At 36.7% G+C, this 18,865-nt stretch carries 18 protein-coding genes; 12 read left to right on the top strand and 6 right to left on the bottom strand.

The window, feature by feature from the left end:
- Positions 1 to 116: 116 nt before the first annotated feature.
- The 4 genes from pdxA to ppk2 form a co-directional block, all read right to left on the bottom strand.
- Complete coding sequence (gene pdxA / locus MNY28_RS03050; RefSeq protein WP_346388864.1) at positions 117 to 1,061, bottom strand: 4-hydroxythreonine-4-phosphate dehydrogenase; 945 nt, start codon at positions 1,059 to 1,061, stop codon at positions 117 to 119.
- A complete protein-coding gene (locus MNY28_RS03045) occupies positions 1,058 to 1,840 on the bottom strand; it encodes a pyridoxine 5'-phosphate synthase (RefSeq protein ID WP_346388863.1) in 783 nt (260 codons plus the stop codon). The genes pdxA and MNY28_RS03045 overlap by 4 nt, the downstream gene beginning before the upstream one ends.
- On the bottom strand, positions 1,837 to 2,553 hold the full coding sequence (locus tag MNY28_RS03040; protein ID WP_346388862.1) for a lysophospholipid acyltransferase family protein: 717 nt from the start codon (positions 2,551 to 2,553) through the stop codon (positions 1,837 to 1,839). Before MNY28_RS03040 ends, MNY28_RS03045 begins: the two co-directional genes overlap by 4 nt.
- Positions 2,554 to 2,617: 64 nt before the next feature.
- Positions 2,618 to 3,541, bottom strand: a complete 924-nt coding sequence (ppk2, locus tag MNY28_RS03035) for a polyphosphate kinase 2 (protein ID WP_151901504.1) — start codon at positions 3,539 to 3,541, stop codon at positions 2,618 to 2,620.
- 104 nt (positions 3,542 to 3,645) lie between these two features.
- On the opposite strand from ppk2, the gene MNY28_RS03030 reads away from it, so the two are divergent.
- Positions 3,646 to 4,515, top strand: a complete 870-nt coding sequence (locus MNY28_RS03030; protein ID WP_346388861.1) for a CHAD domain-containing protein — start codon at positions 3,646 to 3,648, stop codon at positions 4,513 to 4,515.
- Here the strand turns inward: MNY28_RS03030 and MNY28_RS03025 are convergent.
- The gene (locus MNY28_RS03025) at positions 4,487 to 6,418 is read right to left on the bottom strand and encodes a thioredoxin domain-containing protein (protein WP_346388860.1); all 1,932 of its coding nucleotides are present in this window, start codon (positions 6,416 to 6,418) and stop codon (positions 4,487 to 4,489) included. The genes MNY28_RS03030 and MNY28_RS03025 overlap by 29 nt on opposite strands.
- A gap of 277 nt (positions 6,419 to 6,695) precedes the next feature.
- Here MNY28_RS03025 and MNY28_RS03020 point away from each other — a divergent pair, with 277 nt between their 5' ends.
- Positions 6,696 to 7,196: a nucleoside 2-deoxyribosyltransferase gene (locus tag MNY28_RS03020; protein WP_151900136.1), complete on the top strand. Its 501-nt coding sequence runs from the start codon at positions 6,696 to 6,698 to the stop codon at positions 7,194 to 7,196.
- Positions 7,193 to 9,784: an ABC transporter substrate-binding protein gene (locus tag MNY28_RS03015; protein WP_346388859.1), complete on the top strand. Its 2,592-nt coding sequence runs from the start codon at positions 7,193 to 7,195 to the stop codon at positions 9,782 to 9,784. Before MNY28_RS03020 ends, MNY28_RS03015 begins: the two co-directional genes overlap by 4 nt.
- A gap of 3 nt (positions 9,785 to 9,787) precedes the next feature.
- Here the strand turns inward: MNY28_RS03015 and MNY28_RS03010 are convergent, their stop codons facing one another.
- Positions 9,788 to 10,009: a (2Fe-2S)-binding protein gene (locus MNY28_RS03010; RefSeq protein WP_151900138.1), complete on the bottom strand. Its 222-nt coding sequence runs from the start codon at positions 10,007 to 10,009 to the stop codon at positions 9,788 to 9,790.
- Between the two features lie 130 nt (positions 10,010 to 10,139).
- Between MNY28_RS03010 and dsbD the strand changes: the two genes are divergently transcribed.
- The 9 genes from dsbD (at position 10,140) to soxB (ending at position 18,822) form a co-directional block, all read left to right on the top strand.
- Positions 10,140 to 11,876, top strand: a complete 1,737-nt coding sequence (dsbD, locus tag MNY28_RS03005; protein WP_188110055.1) for a protein-disulfide reductase DsbD — start codon at positions 10,140 to 10,142, stop codon at positions 11,874 to 11,876.
- Positions 11,877 to 11,906: 30 nt separating this feature from the next.
- A complete protein-coding gene (locus MNY28_RS03000; protein ID WP_346388858.1) occupies positions 11,907 to 13,001 on the top strand; it encodes a cache domain-containing protein in 1,095 nt (364 codons plus the stop codon).
- Positions 12,998 to 13,651, top strand: a complete 654-nt coding sequence (locus MNY28_RS02995; RefSeq protein WP_151900140.1) for a response regulator transcription factor — start codon at positions 12,998 to 13,000, stop codon at positions 13,649 to 13,651. The genes MNY28_RS03000 and MNY28_RS02995 overlap by 4 nt, the downstream gene beginning before the upstream one ends.
- On the top strand, positions 13,641 to 14,798 hold the full coding sequence (locus MNY28_RS02990; RefSeq protein WP_346388857.1) for a HAMP domain-containing sensor histidine kinase: 1,158 nt from the start codon (positions 13,641 to 13,643) through the stop codon (positions 14,796 to 14,798). Before MNY28_RS02995 ends, MNY28_RS02990 begins: the two co-directional genes overlap by 11 nt.
- A gap of 79 nt (positions 14,799 to 14,877) precedes the next feature.
- Positions 14,878 to 15,402 (top strand): sulfur oxidation c-type cytochrome SoxX, encoded by a 525-nt coding sequence (soxX, locus tag MNY28_RS02985; protein ID WP_151900142.1) that lies wholly within the window; start codon positions 14,878 to 14,880, stop codon positions 15,400 to 15,402.
- A gap of 18 nt (positions 15,403 to 15,420) precedes the next feature.
- Positions 15,421 to 15,888: a thiosulfate oxidation carrier protein SoxY gene (soxY, locus tag MNY28_RS02980; protein ID WP_151900143.1), complete on the top strand. Its 468-nt coding sequence runs from the start codon at positions 15,421 to 15,423 to the stop codon at positions 15,886 to 15,888.
- A gap of 51 nt (positions 15,889 to 15,939) precedes the next feature.
- Positions 15,940 to 16,275, top strand: coding sequence for a thiosulfate oxidation carrier complex protein SoxZ (soxZ, locus tag MNY28_RS02975; RefSeq protein WP_193149969.1), 336 nt, complete (start codon positions 15,940 to 15,942; stop codon positions 16,273 to 16,275).
- A 4-nt stretch (positions 16,276 to 16,279) separates the two neighbouring features.
- Entirely contained in the window at positions 16,280 to 17,050 is a 771-nt protein-coding gene (soxA, locus tag MNY28_RS02970; protein ID WP_151900145.1) for a sulfur oxidation c-type cytochrome SoxA, read from the top strand.
- A gap of 11 nt (positions 17,051 to 17,061) precedes the next feature.
- Positions 17,062 to 18,822, top strand: a complete 1,761-nt coding sequence (gene soxB / locus MNY28_RS02965) for a thiosulfohydrolase SoxB (protein WP_226065482.1) — start codon at positions 17,062 to 17,064, stop codon at positions 18,820 to 18,822.
- Positions 18,823 to 18,865: the final 43 nt, after the last annotated feature.

Here is an 18,865-nt window from a genome sequence, read left to right as displayed (position 1 = left end):
AAACAGCGATTTCGGGAAGAGAGTGTTGTTTGGAACCCGTACTTCAGTGCGGGCTTTTGGTATTAAAAGACTACATCCAAGGTTAAAACCCGGATTCGGAAAAAATATCAGTTTTTTTAACTTATTAAAGGAATTGATTCTTCAGATTTAATGAAATCCAATGCTGCCTGTACAGCATTGATATAACTCAGTGTTTTTGCTTTATTTTTGTAGGCGATGTCAAAAGCAGTTCCATGATCGACTGATGTGCGTATGATGGGCAGGTTAAGTGAAATATTAACACTTTCGTCAAAATAGAGTGCTTTGAGCGGAGCAAGTCCCTGGTCGTGATACATTGCTGCAAAATAGTTGTAGTTGTTGCGGCAGTAGGGTGCAAAGGCCACATCAGGCACCATTGGACCGACAAACTGTTCAAAGCCTATTTTTTTGTTGGCACTTTTTATTGCCTTCGTGATTATAAGCTCTTCATGCCCCAAAACACCGTTGTCTCCAGCATGCGGATTAAGACCGAGCACGGCTACAGGGGCTTTTGGAATTGTATTGTGCATATCCAAAAAGAACTGTTTGAGTTTTTTGTATTTTATACTTTTTGCAACATCTTTGAGTGGAATGTGTTCTGTAAAAAGTGCCACATACATTTTATGGCATCCTAGCATCATAATGGCTTCTTTGCCAAAGTGTTTGCGTAAGAGGTCTGTATGTCCTTTATACTCAAGTCCTGCCTGCATCCAGGCTTCTTTATGTATCGGTAAGGTTACAACGGCTTTGGCTTTTTTTTCTTCACACAAACGCACGGCAGCCATAAAAGAATCATAGGCGTACAAACCGCTCTTGGCAGCTACTTTTCCCGGCTGCAGAGCAAAATCTCCCGCAACTTCATAAAGTGTGAAATCATCAGGGATGCTTACATGTAACAGTGCAGAGGCTTTTTGCAAGATATTTTTATTGATGCAGTAAACCGGATGGCATATTTTAGCAATCTCTTCATGTGCTTTGAGTGCTATCTCCAGTCCGACACCGTTTACATCACCGACACTTACGGCTATTGTTGGTTTATTCATCGCCTTGTAACTCTTTTCATCTCTTGTATCGCTTCACGTAATCCGGTAAAAACACTGCGGGCGATAATGCTTTGTCCGATGTTCAACTCTGTAATCTCCTGAATCTGCATGATTTCATCTACATTATGATAATTGAGTCCATGGCCTGCTGCTACTTCGAGACCAAGTTCTTTTGCATATCTTGCAGAGAGTTTTAACTCTTCGAGGGCAGTTTCCAGTCTGTCACTGAGTTCATATCTTGGAAATTCAAGTTCTTTTACAGAGTGATTTGATTTTGGCAAAGAGGAGTGAAGCATCGCAAAAAGATTTGCAAAAAGTCCGGTGTGAAGTTCGACCATCTCGGCTCCGAGCTTTTTTGACTGTTCTACTGCATCTGTAGAGGGGTCAACAAACAGCGAAACAGGAATGATGGCGTCATGGAGTTGCTCAATTGCATAGGATATTTCATTTTCATAGGCAAAAACATCAAGTCCGCCTTCTGTGGTAACTTCTTCTCTTTTTTCAGGAACCAAGGTTGCACGATGAGGCCTGACCTTACTGACAATGTCGAGTATTTTTTTATTAATCGAACATTCCAAATTAACAGGCACCTTCGAAAACTGCAAAATATTTGTAACATCATTGTCCTGAATATGTCTTCTGTCTTCTCGTAAGTGTATAGTAATCTGATCAGCACCGCTTTCACAGGCGACGTAAAGTGCCTGCAAAATATCAGGGTCATTTACCTGCCTGGCTTCTCGTAAAACTGCTACATGATCAATGTTTACACCAAGTTTCATTTGTTTCCTTTTGTTTTTTCTTTTACTGATTTATAAAATTCAAGATACTTTTCTTCCAAATTCTCATAGTTGATGATTTCGCCTATATGGACTTCAACAGTGTAAGGTTCATTGTAAGGGGCATTTTTAAATACCTTTTCAAGTTTGTCATTGATATATACAGGAACTATGTCAAGGTTGTTTGCTTTGGCTATTTTTGAAGCACCGCTTTGAAATTGTTTAATGCCTTCTCCGTTGTATCTCTCACCTTCAGGAAAGATGTAAATATTTAAGTCATCAACTTTGGCAAGTGTTCTTTTGATGGTCTTAAAAAAGCGTACGAGTCCTTTTTTGTTTTCCAAATCTACAGGAATACATCCGCTGTATTGAAAAAATTTGCCATATATCGGGTCTTCAAAAAGTTCCTGTTTTGCTATCCAGGCACCACTTTTGCTGTATCTTGAAAAAATATTTTCCATCACGAGAATATCAAGCAGAGAACGGTGGTTGATTGCATAAAGAATTTTGTCTTTGTTTGGAAGTTTGCCTACAGGTTTTACTTTGATATTTAAAAAGTCCAAAACTTTGTTTGAATACTCCTGTCTTGCTTTTGAGAGTTCCTGATAGGCATATTTTTGTGTGATAAACGGATGAAAATAGGTTTGTTTGAAAATTTTTATATATTTGAAGCCAAGCTCAATCATAAAAATAAATTTTCCTAAATCTTTTAGCATGAGTAACCCTCTTTATTGAAAAAGAAAATTATAGCTAAAAATATACAACCCTTTTGTAACACGCCTACGCATTGTCTTTTTTTAAGGTCATCTCTGTTTCCATGATTCTGATTTCATCATTGGCAGAAATACGTATGTCAGCATCTGCTTTGAGTTTCTGTTTGTCAATTTTTTTCGGATAGTCAAAATGGTTTAATATATGTTTGATGGTATTTATACGGGCTTTTTTCTTGTTATCGGAACGAATGATTGTCCAGGGTGCATAGTCTGTATGAGATGCTAAGAGCATAGAATATTTCGCTATGGTGTATTTGTCCCATAAATCTTGTGATTTTTCATCCACCGGTGAGAGTTTGTACTGCTTGAGCGGGTCTGTTTTTCTCTTTTCAAAACGTCTTTTCTGTTCGGCTTTTGAAACAGAAAAATAGAATTTAAAAATTTTTATATTGGAATTGACAAGCATCTTTTCAAATTCGGGAACTTCATGTAAAAACTCTTTATGCTCCTCTTGTGTACAAAAGCCCATAACAGGCTCAACACCTGCACGGTTATAGTAACTTCTGTCAAAAAGGACTATCTCTCCGGCTGATGGCAGGTGTTGGACATATCTTTGAAAATACCACTGTGTTCTCTCTTTGTCACTGGGCTTGTCAAGGGCTACTACTCTTGCACCACGAGGATTGAGATGTTCTGTAATACGTTTGATAGTCCCGCCTTTTCCCGCAGCATCACGACCTTCAAAAATCATTAAAACCTTCTGTCCTGTTTCTTTGACATGGTTTTGCATTTTTAAGAGTTCTATCTGTAAATCTTTGAGTTCACTTTCATATCGCAGGACTTCATCTTTTACCCAGACGGCAACACGTTTCTTATGAGGGTCTTTGCCTCTTTTGTCCTCAGTGTCTTTCTCTTTTGTTTTATTTTTTCTTCTGTCTTCATGTACAATATCTTTTAAATCAGTACCTTCTTTTATCTCATCTTCGAGCATAGTTCTTTCATGTCCCATCTTTTTATCCTTTGATTTATTATAATCACTTTCACCTTAACATAAATTTTGTTCTATGTTATAATGGTACAAGAAGGTATGAAAAGATGGATGTAAGTATTGAATCAGCATTTAAAAATTTTTTGGAAATTGATTTTAAAAAAATACAAAAATACAAAAAAGCTGTGCTTGCAAAAAAAGAGACCGAACCCCTGCATCAAATGCGTGTCTCTTTGAGAAGGATGCGCTCTGTATTGTTTACTTTTCAATCCGTAATACCAAAAAAAATTACAAAAAAAATTGACATAAAAATTGCAACCGTGGCCTCTTATTGCAACAGAGCCCGTGATATTGATGTTTACATGGAAACATACTTGAAAAAAGAGACATTGTCTTCTACAGAATCGCTGCTTTATAAAATTGTTGTCCACTACAGAGAAAAAGAGTATAAAAAGATTCAAAAGTATTTAAAGTCTCACAAATATAAAAAGCTTATAAGAGAACTAAGAAGATGGATACAAACAAAAAAATGGCGAAAAAAGCTTAAAAAAAAGGAGTTGTCCGCCCTGGAAAAAAACATTATTCCTTTTGCCGAAAATTTTTTAAAAAGCTATACAAATGAAATAATTTTATACGGTTCCGCAACAGGGAGTGTCTTGGAAGATGAACAGGCGCACAAATTACGAATTAAATTAAAAAAACTGCGATATGCCACAGACCTGTTTTCCGCTTATCTGCAAAAGAAAGATACTCTCACAAACACACTCAAAGAACTACAGGATATTTTAGGAAAACTTCATGATATATATGTAACAAAAGAGTTGCACAAAGTTTTTCTGCAATCCCAAAAAAACAAAAAACTTTTTACCTTTATAAAACAACTTGAAGCAGAGAATACAAAGAGGAAAAAAAAGCTTAAAGAAGCTTTTTTTCTAAAGTGGAAAGAGTTTAGAAAGATTGCTCAACAAGTTGATTAATCTTATCCACATCCTGTGTATTTGCAAAACAGCTTTTCTCTCCGCATATCATGAAATCATCTGTTTCACTTCTTTTTAACAGTGTGAACGGATATTTTATTTTTGCCAGTTTGTACGCGTAGCTGTAAATGTTTTGTTCGCTTGTTTTTATAACTCTGTCTCCTTTGACATATCGTAAAGCCTGTATAAGCATAGAGGGGTAGTAAATTGGCTTACGCCCGAGTTCATAAGAGTTGTATTCCATTGTTTTAAAGGCAAAATGGGTATATTTTTCATCTTCAAGAAGTGTTCCGAGGGTTTGTAGAACATCTATCATAATACTGACGGAACTTGTATATGTTGTATCGGTTATTTCGGCTTTTACAGCAAATTCGCCGCTACTGAAGTTCCACAGTCCTTTGTCGTAAAACTCTTCCAGTGCTTTGTTGACAAACCGTTGGGCATGTATAAGATACATTTCATTTTGTGTGTATTTAAAAGCGCTGAGAAGTGCCTGTGAGAGAAATGCATAATCTTCTAAAAAAGCTTCGACTTTTGGCTTTTTGTGCATGAGTGCCGTATGATACAGTTTTCCATCAATAAAGAGTGTTTCAAGAAGTTTATCAAGGCTTTTTATGGCTTTTTCTTTGTACTTGCTATCAACAGTTCCAAGCAAAAATAAAGTATTTATCATCATACCCGACCATGATGTCTGTACTTTTTTGTCTGTAAAAGGGTAGTCTCTTTTTTGTCGAATTTTTTGTAGAAGCGGTTTTACATTACTGAACCATGCAGGAATCTCTTCTTCAAAACGAATGATATTTTTGCCTTCAAAATTTCCGTGATGCGTAACATGCATCGTTTCACACATCTCTTTTGCATTTTCATATCCATTTTGAACAAGAAGCGTATAAACTTCATCATAGGTATAAACAAAGTAGCTTCCCTCTCCCTCCTCACTGTCGGCATCACTTGCACTGTAAAAAAGTCCATCTTCACTCATAAAGTTGTACCAGAAGTCTGCTGTCTCTTTTGCAATATGCAAATATGTTTTATCCTCATATAGCAAATAGGCTTTTGTGTAGACACCACAGAGCAGGGCATTGTCATAGAGCATCTTTTCAAAATGCGGCACAAGCCATTTTTCATCTACACTGTAACGGCAAAAGCCTCCGTCTACAAGGTCATACATACCGCCTTTTATCATGTTTTTGAGTGTATTTGTCAGCATTGTTTTTGCATCGGCATCATTGTAGAGTCTTGCAACAACAAGCAGGGCATCAAGAGTGGAAGCACGTGGAAATTTCGGTTTATCTGAAAAACCGCCGTTTTGTGCGTCATAATTGTTTTTGGCTTGGAGCAGAAAATTTTTATAAAACTCCTCTTTTAACACAGTCGCTTCTTTTGGATGCTCTTTTTGACCCAAAAAGCCTTCTATCTCATTGGCATTTTCAAAGAGTTTGGGATCCCCCTCTTTTACTTTTCTTGCTATAAGTTGTGTAATCTCTTTAAAACCCATGCCTTCTATGCTGCCAGAATTTGATTCAGGCGGTATGTAAGTGGCGGCAAAAAAGGGTTTGTTCTGTGGTGTACAAAATATACTTGTCGGCCATCCTCCGGCGCGACGATTCAAAAGCATATATACTTCCTGATAATATTTGTCTATATCCGGACGCTCTTCTCTGTCTACTTTTATAGAGATGAAACTTTCATTTAAAATATCCGCACACTCTTTGTCTTCAAATACTTTTTCTTCCATTACATGGCACCAGTGACAGGAACTGTAGCCTATGCTGATGAAAATTGCTTTGTTTTGGGCCTCAGCCTGAACAAAAGCCTCCTCACACCACGGCCACCAGTCTACGGGATTGTCTTTGTGCTGCTGCAGGTATGGAGAATCTTCGTTTGCTAATCTGTTTGACATAGTTTGTAACCTCTTGTATTTTATAGGGTCAATGCCATTAAGTTAAGCAATTTTTTCGGAACCCGTACTTTAGTGCGGGCTTTGTGTCTTTCAAAATTAAAGCCTAGGGTAAAACCTGGGTTCCAAGAAAACATCAAACTTATTTCTTAACTTAATGGCATTGATTTTGTATGGTAGGGTATGAAAAAAGGGCTGATGCTTTGCTTAAGCGTGTAATTTACACAACTTGTATAAAAACATGATACAATAGTGTTGAATTTAGTGAATAGAGTATTGTATGAAAAAAATCTATATAGCCGGACCTGATGTTTTTGAGCCTGATTCTGTTGCAATTGGAAAAAATTTAGTGCAATTGTGCCAAAAATATGGATATGAAGGTCTCTACCCGCTTGACAACATTGTTGATTTTTCACAGCAAAAACATAAAATTGCACAGGATATATTTGATGCAAATATTGCAATGATACAAGAGGCTGACATAGTGATAGCCAACTTAAATCCTTTTCGCGGGAAAGAGCCTGACAGCGGAACTGTTTTTGAGTGCGGATATGCCTATGGACTCAAAAAAGAGGTATACGGATACTTAAGTCCTGCCTGTAATTATATTGACAGATTTACAGAAGATGAAAGATTTGCAAAAGAGGGATCTTTTTACGATTTGGATGCAAGAGTGATAGAAGATTTTGATTATCCGCTTAATCTAATGCTCTCCTGTTCTACAAAAATTATAGAAGGCAGTTTTGAAACAGTTTTAAAATTTTTAAAAGGCAGAGAATGAGATTTTTCCTATTGATACTCTTCTTTTTATGTGGTTTCACAGAAGCCGATACAAACCGAGGACACGCTGCAGATGCCTTGGAAAAAGTCTCTTTGCAACTCCACTGGAAATATCAGTTTGAGTTTGCGGGATTTATTGCTGCCAAAGAAAAGGGATTTTACCGTGATGCCGGTCTGGATGTGGAGATCAAAGAGTACAGGACGGGGATGGATGTCGTTGATGAGGTTCTCTCACAAAGAGCAAATTACGGTATTTACAACTCTTCTATTTTACTGGAGTATCTGCAGGGAAAACCCCTGATTCTGTTGGCGTCATTTTTTAAGCGTTCCGCACTTGTATTGATTACACAGCCTTCTATCCATTCTCCCAAAGATCTGATCGGCAAAACAGTGATGTCTTCGCTTGTTGATGATTTCAGGCTTAATTTTAAACCTTATTTGGATGGATACGGCGTAAAGATAAGTGATCTTAAAATGGTTCCGCAAACATACCGTGTGGATGAGTTTGCAAAAGGTGAAGTCGATGCTATGACGGCCTTTATTTCCGATCAGCCTCACAAACTTGACAAACTCGGTGTAAAATATAATATTCTGGATCCCTCAAATGATAACCTCTTTGTCTTGCAGGAGGAACTCTTTACCTCCGCTGCTGAACTGAAAAACCATCCCTACCGGGTGCATGCTTTTAAAAAAGCTTCCATAAAAGGCTGGGAATATGCTCTCTCGCACAGAAAAGAGATTGCCAAAATCATTCATGAAAAATATGCGCCACAGCTGGACACAGAGACATTGGAATATGAAGCAGAAACAATCAACAAACTGATATTGCCTTTTATATATGACATAGGTTCCATAGACAGAAACTTCCTGCATAAACAGATGCAGCTTTTTAAAAATGATTTTCATGTGGGTGCGGGAAAAACACTGGATGATTTTATTGTAAAGCCCGGGATAAACGGACTTGCATTGACAGATGAGGAACAAAGATATATAGAGCTGCATAAAAAGATATCTTTGTGTGTAAATTATGATTTTTTTCCGATTGACGGATTTAAAGACGGCAGACACATTGGTATTATGGCTGATGTGTTTGCAATGATTGGCAATAAAACAGGTTTTGAGTTTATTCCTGTAGAATCACACTCAGAAGAAGAGTTGTTCCTAAAACTGCAAGAAAAAAAGTGCAAACTACTTGCAGTCGTGGCAACGAATAACAGGTATTTTACTACTGTCAGACCGACAAAACCTTTCAGCAGTACCCATTTCACATTGTTAAGCAGGCTTGACAAATCCTTTGTTGAAAACCCTCTGTTTTTAAAAGGAAAGTTGTTGCTGGTGCAAAAAAACTCATTTAAAAATTATTTAAACTATCTGTATCCCTATTTAAATATTGAAGTGGAAGAGAATAAAAATACAATGGTGAAAAAAGTGCTCGACGGCAGAGCCTATGCTATTGCATCCATAGATGAACAGGCGGACTATTTTATTGACAAATATGGATACGGAAAGCTGAAGATCAATGGATTCCTGGCAAAAGAGAGGCTGCTGCATGGCAGTATCGGTGTGCAAAAGGATGAACCGGTTCTGTACTCAATTATGCAAAAAGCTTTGAAGAGTCTTTCCAAAGAGAAGATAGAAGCAATAAAAAACAGCTGGAGACTCACGCGGTATCATGAAAGAGTTGATTACTTTCTTTTATGGATGGTTTTAGGGGTTGTTGCAATCATTTTTTTTATTATGATTTACTATCAAAGAAAATTGAAAAACTTCAATGCGGCACTTGAACAAAGAGTGCAGCAAAAAACAAAAGAACTGCAGGAGACAAATGAAATTTTAAAACACAAAGTACAGGAAAAAGCAAAAGAACTGATAAAAAAAGATGAAATTCTGACTGCACAGTCAAAACAGGCTGTAATGGGAGAAATGATCAGTATGATTGCCCATCAATGGCGACAGCCCCTAAATACAATTACGCTTCAAATTTCAAATTTACAGTTAAAATATCTTATGGGACAACAAATTTCCAAAGAGGATATTATGCAGACTTTGGAAGATATCAGTGATTCTGTTGTGTATCTTTCAGATACGATTGAGGATTTCAAGACATATTTTCGCCCAAACAAAGCTCCTCAAGAGACTGACATGAGAGGATTGCTAAAAAAAGCAATAAAATTTGTTGAGCCAAGACTCAAGTCAAATAAAATTGAACTCCAAACAGAATGTGATTCTGAGTTGCATGCAAATGTATATGCAAATGAACTGATACAGGTTTTACTGAATCTGTTAAACAATGCCATTGAAGCATACGAAAATAAAAAAACAGAAGATAAGATTATAAAGCTTACATGTAAACAGAGCGGTCCGAAGATTCAGATTGATGTGACTGACAAAGCGGGAGGTATAAGAAAAGAACACTTGTCCAAATTGTTTGAACCCTATTTTTCTACCAAAGGCAAAAACGGAACAGGCCTTGGACTGTACATGTCAAAAATGATTATAGAAAAACAGTTTGGAGGGAGTATCAGTGTGGAAAGTTCAATGTTTGGTACAACTTTTACCATAGTCATACCAAAAGATGTACAAAAATAATATTTAGATTTGTTTTCTTTTTACCATTGCCAAAACCATCGGGAGGTTGAGCCCGTCGTTATGGTATCCTTCATCTCTGCATGATTCACATTTGTCACCCATAGGGCATATGTCGTTTTGCAGGAGTTCTTGGAGGGTTGTGAAATTATTCTCTTTTATACAATCAGCTATATCTTTTAGAGTCAGCGAATTGCATACACATATTTCAGTATCTAAATCTATCATGTTTTTAAAAACCTTTTTCTTTGATATGGAATTATAATATATTTTTATTAACACAAATTTTATATTTATGAGATACAATTACACAAAGAATACATACAAAAATGTAATATTTTCCTAAAAGGACAGATATATGAAACTGTTGAATAAAATATTTTTAATTTTGACTTTTAGCCTCGGCTTGCTTCATGCAAGCGCTTTTTTAATGCCGGACCAGGCATTTAAACCTTATGCCAAAGTCAATGACACAATGCAGATAGAAACAGGTGTGAAAATTGCCAAAGATATTTATCTGTATGTTGATAAATTAAAAATTGAACTGATTGATGCAAAAGGTTTGTCCATACAAAGCATCACAAAGCCTGCTGCATCTGAGCACCAGGGCGACAAAGTTTATATCAAGTCACCGAATTTTATTGTTACATTGAAAAAAGATGCTTCCCTGAAAGGGATGCAAACAATAAAATTAAAAATCTCCTACCAGGGATGTTCGGAGCAGGGCTTGTGTTATGAACCAAGTACAAAAGAGTTTACACTCACAGTGGATACAGACAAACTCTCTTCAACAAACGATGCGTTAGGTACAAAAACAGAAAAAAAATCAGAGACTGACTCTATAGCAGATACGATAAAATCAAGCAGTTTTTTTGTTATTTTGGCAACTTTTTTCGGGTTTGGCGTGTTACTCTCTTTGACGCCTTGTGTATTTCCTATGATTCCTATAATTTCCGGTGTGATAATTTCTCAGGGTGAAGGACTTACGACAAAAAAAGCTTTTGCCCTCTCTTTGGTTTATGTACTTGCAATGGCTGTTGCCTATACAATTGCAGGTGTTTTAGCAGGAGTCTTTGGAGCTAATCTGCAAGCAGCATTGCAAAATCCCTGGGTTGTCTACTCTTTTGCAGGTATCTTTGTTGCTCTTGCTGCAAGTATGTTTGGTTTTTATGAATTGAAACTTCCTGATGCACTTGTAACCAAAGTAAGTACAAATACAAATCGTAACGGTTTTATAGGTGTAGCCATTATGGGATTTCTCTCAGCACTTATTGTCGGTCCCTGTGTTGCTGCTCCTTTGGCAGGTGCTTTGGTATACATAGGACAAACGGGTGATGCACTCTTAGGCGGGGCTGCACTTTTTAGTATGAGTATAGGAATGGGTGTTTTACTTGTTTTAGTCGGTGTAAGTGCCGGTAAGTTTATGCCTAAACCTGGTCCGTGGATGGTTATGGTCAATGAAATTTTTGGCGCATTAATGTTGGGTGTTGCTATTTGGATGCTTGAAAAAGTACTGCCGTCATCTGTTACTACTTTGATGTATGCAATTGTCGGAATAGGATTCAGTGTTCATTTTGGAGCCTTTGACAAAGACGGACACAGTTTCAAGCGGAGTCTGTCTTTGCTCTTGTTTCTCTACTCTTTGGCACTTTTCATGAGTGTTTTAGCAGGCGCACCAAGTATAAAACAGCCGCTTGGATTTTTAAAATCACAGGCAGCAGGTACAGTGCTTCCTGCAAATGAGAAAAAGTTGACATTTACAAAGGTAACCTCATTGGATGAGCTCAATACTTTGTTGGAAAAAAACAGAGGTAAAAAAATAATGCTTGATTTTGCAGCTGACTGGTGTACGGCATGTAAAGAACTTGAAGAGGTGACTTTTGCAGATCCGAGAGTAAAAGAAAAATTAAGTGAATATGTTCTGATTCGTGCTGACGTTACGGCAAACGGAGCAAAAGAAAAGGCACTCTCTAAGGCATATGGTGTTTTTGGTCCTCCTGTGATGATCTTTTTTGACAAAGATTTAAATGTAGAGAAATCCAAAACAATTGTAGGATTTATAGAACCGGAAGCGTTCTTAAAACATCTTCAGTAATTTGGACTAAAGAATAGAGGCGGAGTTTATTTGTTAAAAAAAATAGTAATCTTTTTTGGGGGCATTATACTGATCACATTGCTTCTGAGCTTATACTACAAAAATGAAGTCAAAGAAGAAAAAATTTACCATATTATGGATCAAATGCGGCTGACACTTGACTCACAGCTCAAATCTCATGAAATGGATGATCTGAAAATTGCGCTGCTCCTTTCAAAAAATGAAGCACTTGTCAATGCCCTGGAAAATGATGATGAAGATCTGGGCTATAAAATTTTAGAAGATATTACACAGAATATTGAAAAAAACACCGGTATGCATATACGTGCCCAGGTCATTACAAAAGAGCTGAATATCTTTGCAAGAAGCTGGGATGACATTTATGCCGGTATGCCGATAGGTGACTACAGACTGGATCTGCAATATTTCTATACGCATACAAACCCCCGTACCTCTGTAGAAATCGGACGCCGTCTGGGTATAAAGGCAACAGTGCCTGTATATAAAAACGGTAACTTTTTGGGCTTTGTGGAAGTCATCTCTTTTTTTAAATCTATAACAGACTTTTTCAGCTCCATGGGTGTTGATTTGTATGTGTTACTCGATGTAAAACACACAGATACTGCAGTTTTGATGATGCAAAACCTGACAATTGACAATTATGTTCTGGCAAACAGAAACTATAATTATGCACATATTCAAACCCTCAACCATATTGATTTTAAAGAACTGAAGCTTAACGGTGTTGTTTATGCAGATGAAAAATATATTTTTTATGAAAATATGAAAGACGGAAGTGGTACAATAATAGGAGCTTTTGTCTTTGTACTGCCAAAAAGATATTTGGATTATTTTAGAAATCCGGAAGATGATATCTCTTTTTTAATTAATGTTACAAGAAGCGGACTGTATGATGTTGTCAAAGAAAAAAAATATCAAAACAACATATATAAAGACTACAGTGCCAAATCAATGGTCTATCTGCAGGATGTAATAGACAAAGAAGAGAGACAGCTGTTTTTTGACGAAGCCTATGAAAAGTTTGATAAATATTCCAAAGACGAGTTGATTCAAATGATGCTTAACAGAAAAATTGTAAAAAAAATAGACGGGAAAATTAAATGAAAATTTTACTTTTGGAAGATGAATACTCTTTGCGTATCAGCGTAGAAGAATTTTTGAGTGATCTTGGATATGAAGTAGACGGGATTACGGATGGACTTGAAGCATATGATGCTGTTTATGATAAAAGTTATGATCTGCTTCTTTTGGATGTAAATGTTCCCTCTTTGAACGGTTTTGAACTTTTAAAAAAACTGCGTGCAGATGAAATTACAACACCTGCCATATTCCTAACATCAATGACGGATGTTGATGATTTAAAAGAGGGTTACAAAAGAGGGTGCTGTGACTATATCCGCAAGCCGTTTGATCTCGAAGAGCTTGAACTGCGTATAGATCAGGCAATTGCAAGTCATTTGCAAAATGACGGTAACAGTGTAGAACTCGGCTGTGGTCTGGTGTATGATTTGAAAAAAAGCAAACTGACGAAAGATGATGAAGAGATTGTACTGAGAAAAACAGAAAAAGATTTGCTTGAAGTGCTTATCAAGCATAAAAACTCTATAGTTTCTACAGAAATGTTTCAAGATGAAGTATGGGGAGAGTATGTGGAACCGGCTACAATACGAGTTCAGCTCAACAATCTTAAAAAGAAACTTCCACAGGCAGTCATACAAAACAGACGCGGTTTAGGGTACATTATTGAAAGATAATAAATATTCGGCAAAATATGCGCTTATTTATACTTTTTTGGTTTCCGGCATACTGCTGACGCCTCTGTTTTTTTATTTCGTCTATATGAAAAATATCCATTCTATTCAAAATGAACTTTTTTTAAAAGAAAAGTCTCTTTTGGTGGTAAAAGCGATGGAAGAATTTAACCAGGATGATGAATATTTTGAGTACCCAAGGTTTAAAACATTTCAGTCAGGTCTTTATGACGAAGGTTTTCATCCGATTTTTACCTTGATTGACACTCCGATCAATTATTTTAAAGAGGGATATTATTTAGAAGGCAACAACGCCTACCTCATTGTAACCTTGCCCAAAGAGAGATATTTCGGTGCGAGATATCTTATACTGAAAAATGAAATCTCCTTTGCACCTGTGTATGAAAAAGTGTTTATTATCCTTTTTACCATTGTTGTCTTCGTCTTTATACTGAGTCTCTTTTTTCTAGGCAGTTTCGCCAAACCTTTTCAAAGAATAAACAAGCAGCTGGACAACTTTATAAAAGACTCCATGCATGAAATAAATACACCCCTCTCTATCATTAATGTAAATATTGATCTTTACAACAGAAAATATGAACAAAACAAATATATGCAGAGAATGAAAGCTGCCGCAAAAGTACTCTCTAATATCTACAATGATATGGACTATCTTATAAAATATGAACGCTTGCATCATGAAAAAAAAGATATAGATCTTGCCGAGTTTTTAAAAGAACGTATAGAGTATTTTAATGAAGTTGCCAAAATGAAAAATATTCAGATCAATGCATCAATACAGGAGTGCGGAATGGTATATATGAATGACAAAGAACTGCAGCGTCTCATAGACAACAATATATCCAATGCCATAAAATACTCGTATGAAAATTCAAATATTGATATTACTCTTTTTAGGAAAAATGAAAAATGCCATTTGAGTTTTAAAGACTATGGTGTAGGCATTGAAAAAGTTGAAAAGATATTTAGCCGATATTACAGAGAAGACAGCAGCAAAGGCGGTTTTGGAATAGGGCTCAATATAGTAAAAGCAATCATAGACAAAGAAAATATAGAACTTGAAATAGAGTCACTTCCGAAGCAGGGAAGTCTGTTTATCTACACATTTCCTAAAAAAAAGACAAATTAAATATAAATAAAACTGATTTTACATAAATTTTACATTTAGTAGTTACACTTACTCCATAAAACAAATAGGAGGAACGAGAATGAAGAAAACTGTTATGATGTCATTACTTGTGGGTGTTTCATTATTTGCTACTGATTATAGCAAAGTAATAACACATCCGGATGCGAGTAAGATGATAGAAAAAGATTTGTTAGCACCACCAAAAGTATATAGTATGCCAGCCGGTTGTGTAACAACTGACCCTGATGCAATAGCAAGAGGTGCATATATTTTCCATAATTTAAACGGAAAGAAGGCAAAGAAAAACCCGCCAAAAGGTTTGTCTAGAAAAACGAAAGACGGAAAAGTCAAGCAATACGGAAACTGTGTTGCCTGCCATAATATAGAAGGTGCTAAAGGTGCCGGTAATATAGGTCCTGATTTAACTGACTATAGAGAAAACTTTATAGAGAGTGGTGCAAGAGACAACCAGTTTGTTTTTCAAAAAATAGCTGATGCCCGTATTGACAATCCGGATACTCATATGACAATTAACTTAACAACCAAGTTATTCACTCCAAGAGAAATATGTGATATTACTTCATATATTGTTGCTCCAAAATAATTATAAGGAATTTAAACTATGCAAAGAAGAGATTTTTTCAAAAAACTAGGAACAGTAGCTGCGGTATCAGCTGTTATGCCAGCGATGAGTTTTGCCGGTGGTTCGAAACCTATAAGTCCAAATAAAATGGATTATAATACTGCTGTAAACACGATAACAGGTGGGAAAACCCCTAAACCTTCAAAAAAAGTAAAATTAAAAGTTCCGGAAATTGCGGAAAACGGTGCAGTTGTTCCTGTAACAGTTACAGTTGATTCTCCAATGACTGAGAGTAACTATGTAAAAGCTATTCATATTTTAACAGGAAAAAATTCAAATGCTCGTACAATTGATGTTTATTTGACTCCTGCTAACGGCAAAGCAATGTTTTCAACACGTATTAAACTTGGTGGTACGCAAAAAGTAACTGCTTTGGTAGAGTTGAGCAATGGAGAGTTTTTAACAGCTTCTCAAAGTGTTAAAGTAACTATTGGTGGTTGTGGTTGATTCTAACCAAACATTTAAAGTCAAGAAAAATATAAAATAGAGGAATTGAAAATGCAAGAAAGAAAGTCACTGATTAAAATCAAGCCAAAAAGATATAAAAACGGCGAGATAGTCAAAGTTAGTTTTATGGTTATGCACCCAATGCATACTGGTATGGCTAAAGATAAAAAAACGAAAAAAATTATTCCGGCAAAATATATAAACAGTGTAAAGTTTATTTATAACGGAAAAGAAATTACAAGTATGAAAGTCTGGGAGTCATTATCTGTAAACCCTGTATTTACTACATACATGAAAATTAACGGCAAAGGGAAACTGACTGTTAAATATACGGATAATACTGGCGAAGCGCACGAAAAAACCAAAAAGATTAAACCAAAAGGATAATCAAATGAAAACAGGTATTAAAATAGCTCTATCAGTTGCAATGCTTGCTTCATTATCTTATGGTGGTGAGCAATTTGCAATGAGCGACGCAGACCGTGCAATGTACGCAGAGATGTCAGAGAACAATCCTGCAGACATTATGGTGGCTGACGGTGAAGAATTACTAGGTTATATGGGTGGAGACGAAGGTCTTGCAAAATATCTTGGTGTGACCGAAGATGAACTGCCGGCATATATAGCAGGGTTTCCCCGTTATATCAAAAAGTTTGACATGGTTGTAGGAATTGACCAGGTAATTCAGGCAATGATGGCAGACGGAGGGCATAAACCGCTGAAGCTTAAAAGCGGAAACATGTTTGCAATGGTGGCATATGTGAAATCTATTGCAAACGGCGAAAAGATAAACATAGATGTAACAGCAAACAAGCAGATGAAAGAAGCTTATGCACTGGGTTTAAAGACATATATGACAAAACGCGGCGGTCGCGGACTTTCATGTAACTCTTGTCATGCTCCTGCTGTAGTCGGCCGTATTTTAAGAACACAGCCGCTTCCGGATTTAGGTGCAAAAGGTGCAAAAGCTGCGGCAACATGGCCGGCATACAGAATGACAAAATCATCTTTAAGAACACTGCAACGCCGTTTTCAGGGATGTATGAAAAATGCACTTTTAAAAGTTATACCGCTCGGTTCAAAACAGATGGTAGCACTTGAAGTGTATTTAACAAATAAAGCAAAGGGCGCTGAAATTTCAATCCCTGGTTTAAAAAGATAGAAGGTTAATTAATGGAAATTTCTAGAAGAGATTTTATGCACATTGCAGCGATATTTGGACTGACTGCAGCTACAAGCAGCTTTGCAAGTTCACAAAAAATAGAGCAGATTGGTTTAAAAGATATATACCAGTTTAATTCAATGGGTAATTTTACACTGATGCATATATGTGATTTACATGCACATATAAAACCACTGTACTGGAGAGAGCCCTCAACATTGATCTCTGCTCCAAACCTTGTGGGAACACCTGGGTTTTTATGTGGTGAAGCATTTGCAAAGCATTATGGACTTGAACCAAGTTCTCTTGATGCATATTTCGACACATATATAGACTTTAGCAAATTGGCTAAAAAGTTTGGAAAAATGGGCGGTATCGCGCACATTAAAACTTTGACAAATCACATTATAAAAGAACGCGGAAAAGAGAATGTACTTTTCCTTGATTCCGGTGATACATGGCAGGGAACTGGTGTGGCACTGAAAACCGCTGGCGAAGCTATTGTAAAAGCCCAAAATTATCTTGGAATTGACACTATGGTCGGGCACTGGGAATTTACCTATGGGAAAGAGAGAGTCAAAGAGCTGATTGAGATGCTTGATGCGAAATTTATTTCTCAAAATATCATAGGTGATGATCCTTTTGCTGATGAGTATGAAGAGTTGATTTTTGAACCGTATACTATTGAAGAGCGTGGTGGGGCAAAAATCGGAATTATCGGACAATCCTTTCCGTTTACATCTACTGCGAACCCAAAAGAGTTTACAGAGGGTTGGAGTTTTGGTTTAAGACTTGAAACACTTCAAGAATATGTAGATGAGTTGAGAAATGAGAAAAAAGTGGACTGCGTTGTTGTGCTTTCGCACGATGGATTCAGCGTTGATCAGGAAGTGGCGCGTAAAGTTAAAGGTATCGACTTTATTTTAAGCGGTCATACACATGACCCTTCACCGGAGCCTATTGTAATTAACGGTACTGTTATTGTTATTGCAGGAAGTCACGGAAAATATATAGGTCGTTTGGATATTGATGCAAAAAACGGAAAAGTGAACGGATATGAGTACAAACTGATTCCTATTGCTTCTCATATCATTCCGGCAGATCCGGAGGGTGTAAAGCTTGTCAATGAATTGTATGCTCCTTTTGATAAAGAGTTTAATGAAGTGTTAGGCCGAACAAAAGGAATGCTTTACAAGCGTGATACATTCTTCTCAACATTTGATCAGCTCATCAATGATGCAATTATGGATGAGATGAAATGTGATGTCTCTTTTACTCCAGGGTACAGATGGGGAACAACAGTGCTTGCCGGTGACAATATTTTAATGGACAATGTATATGAGATGTGTGGGATTACCTATCCTGATGTGTATACATTTGAGTTAAAAGGTGAAAAAATTGCAACACTTTTAGAAGATATTGCAGATAATGTTTTTAATGCAAACCCTCTATACCAGCAGGGTGGTGATATGAGCCGTCTTGGCGGTGTAACCTATTCTATCGCCGTTTCAAACAAAGCGGGTGAGAGAATATCAAATCTTAAGATTGGAGGTAAACCTATAGACTTGAAGAAAACATATATAGTCTCATCATGGGGTGGGAACCTGCAAAAAGCAGGCGCCAACTTGCAAACTGACAAAATTCGTCCGGTTTATGATGTTGTACGTGATTATATTAAAAAGAAAAAAGTGGTTGATGTGAGTAACAAAGGTAATGTTACTATACTAGATTACAGTTGTGGCTGTCCGACTAAGGGGTCAAGAGGCTGCTAAAGGAACAGGAGGCAACTGCAACTGCCTCCTGTATCTGAATGTG

The organism is Sulfurimonas sp. NWX367 (genome assembly GCF_039667065.1).
In the GTDB taxonomy this organism is placed as follows: domain Bacteria; phylum Campylobacterota; class Campylobacteria; order Campylobacterales; family Sulfurimonadaceae; genus Sulfurimonas; species Sulfurimonas hydrogeniphila.
This window is presented reverse-complemented; position numbering and strand designations above follow the sequence as displayed.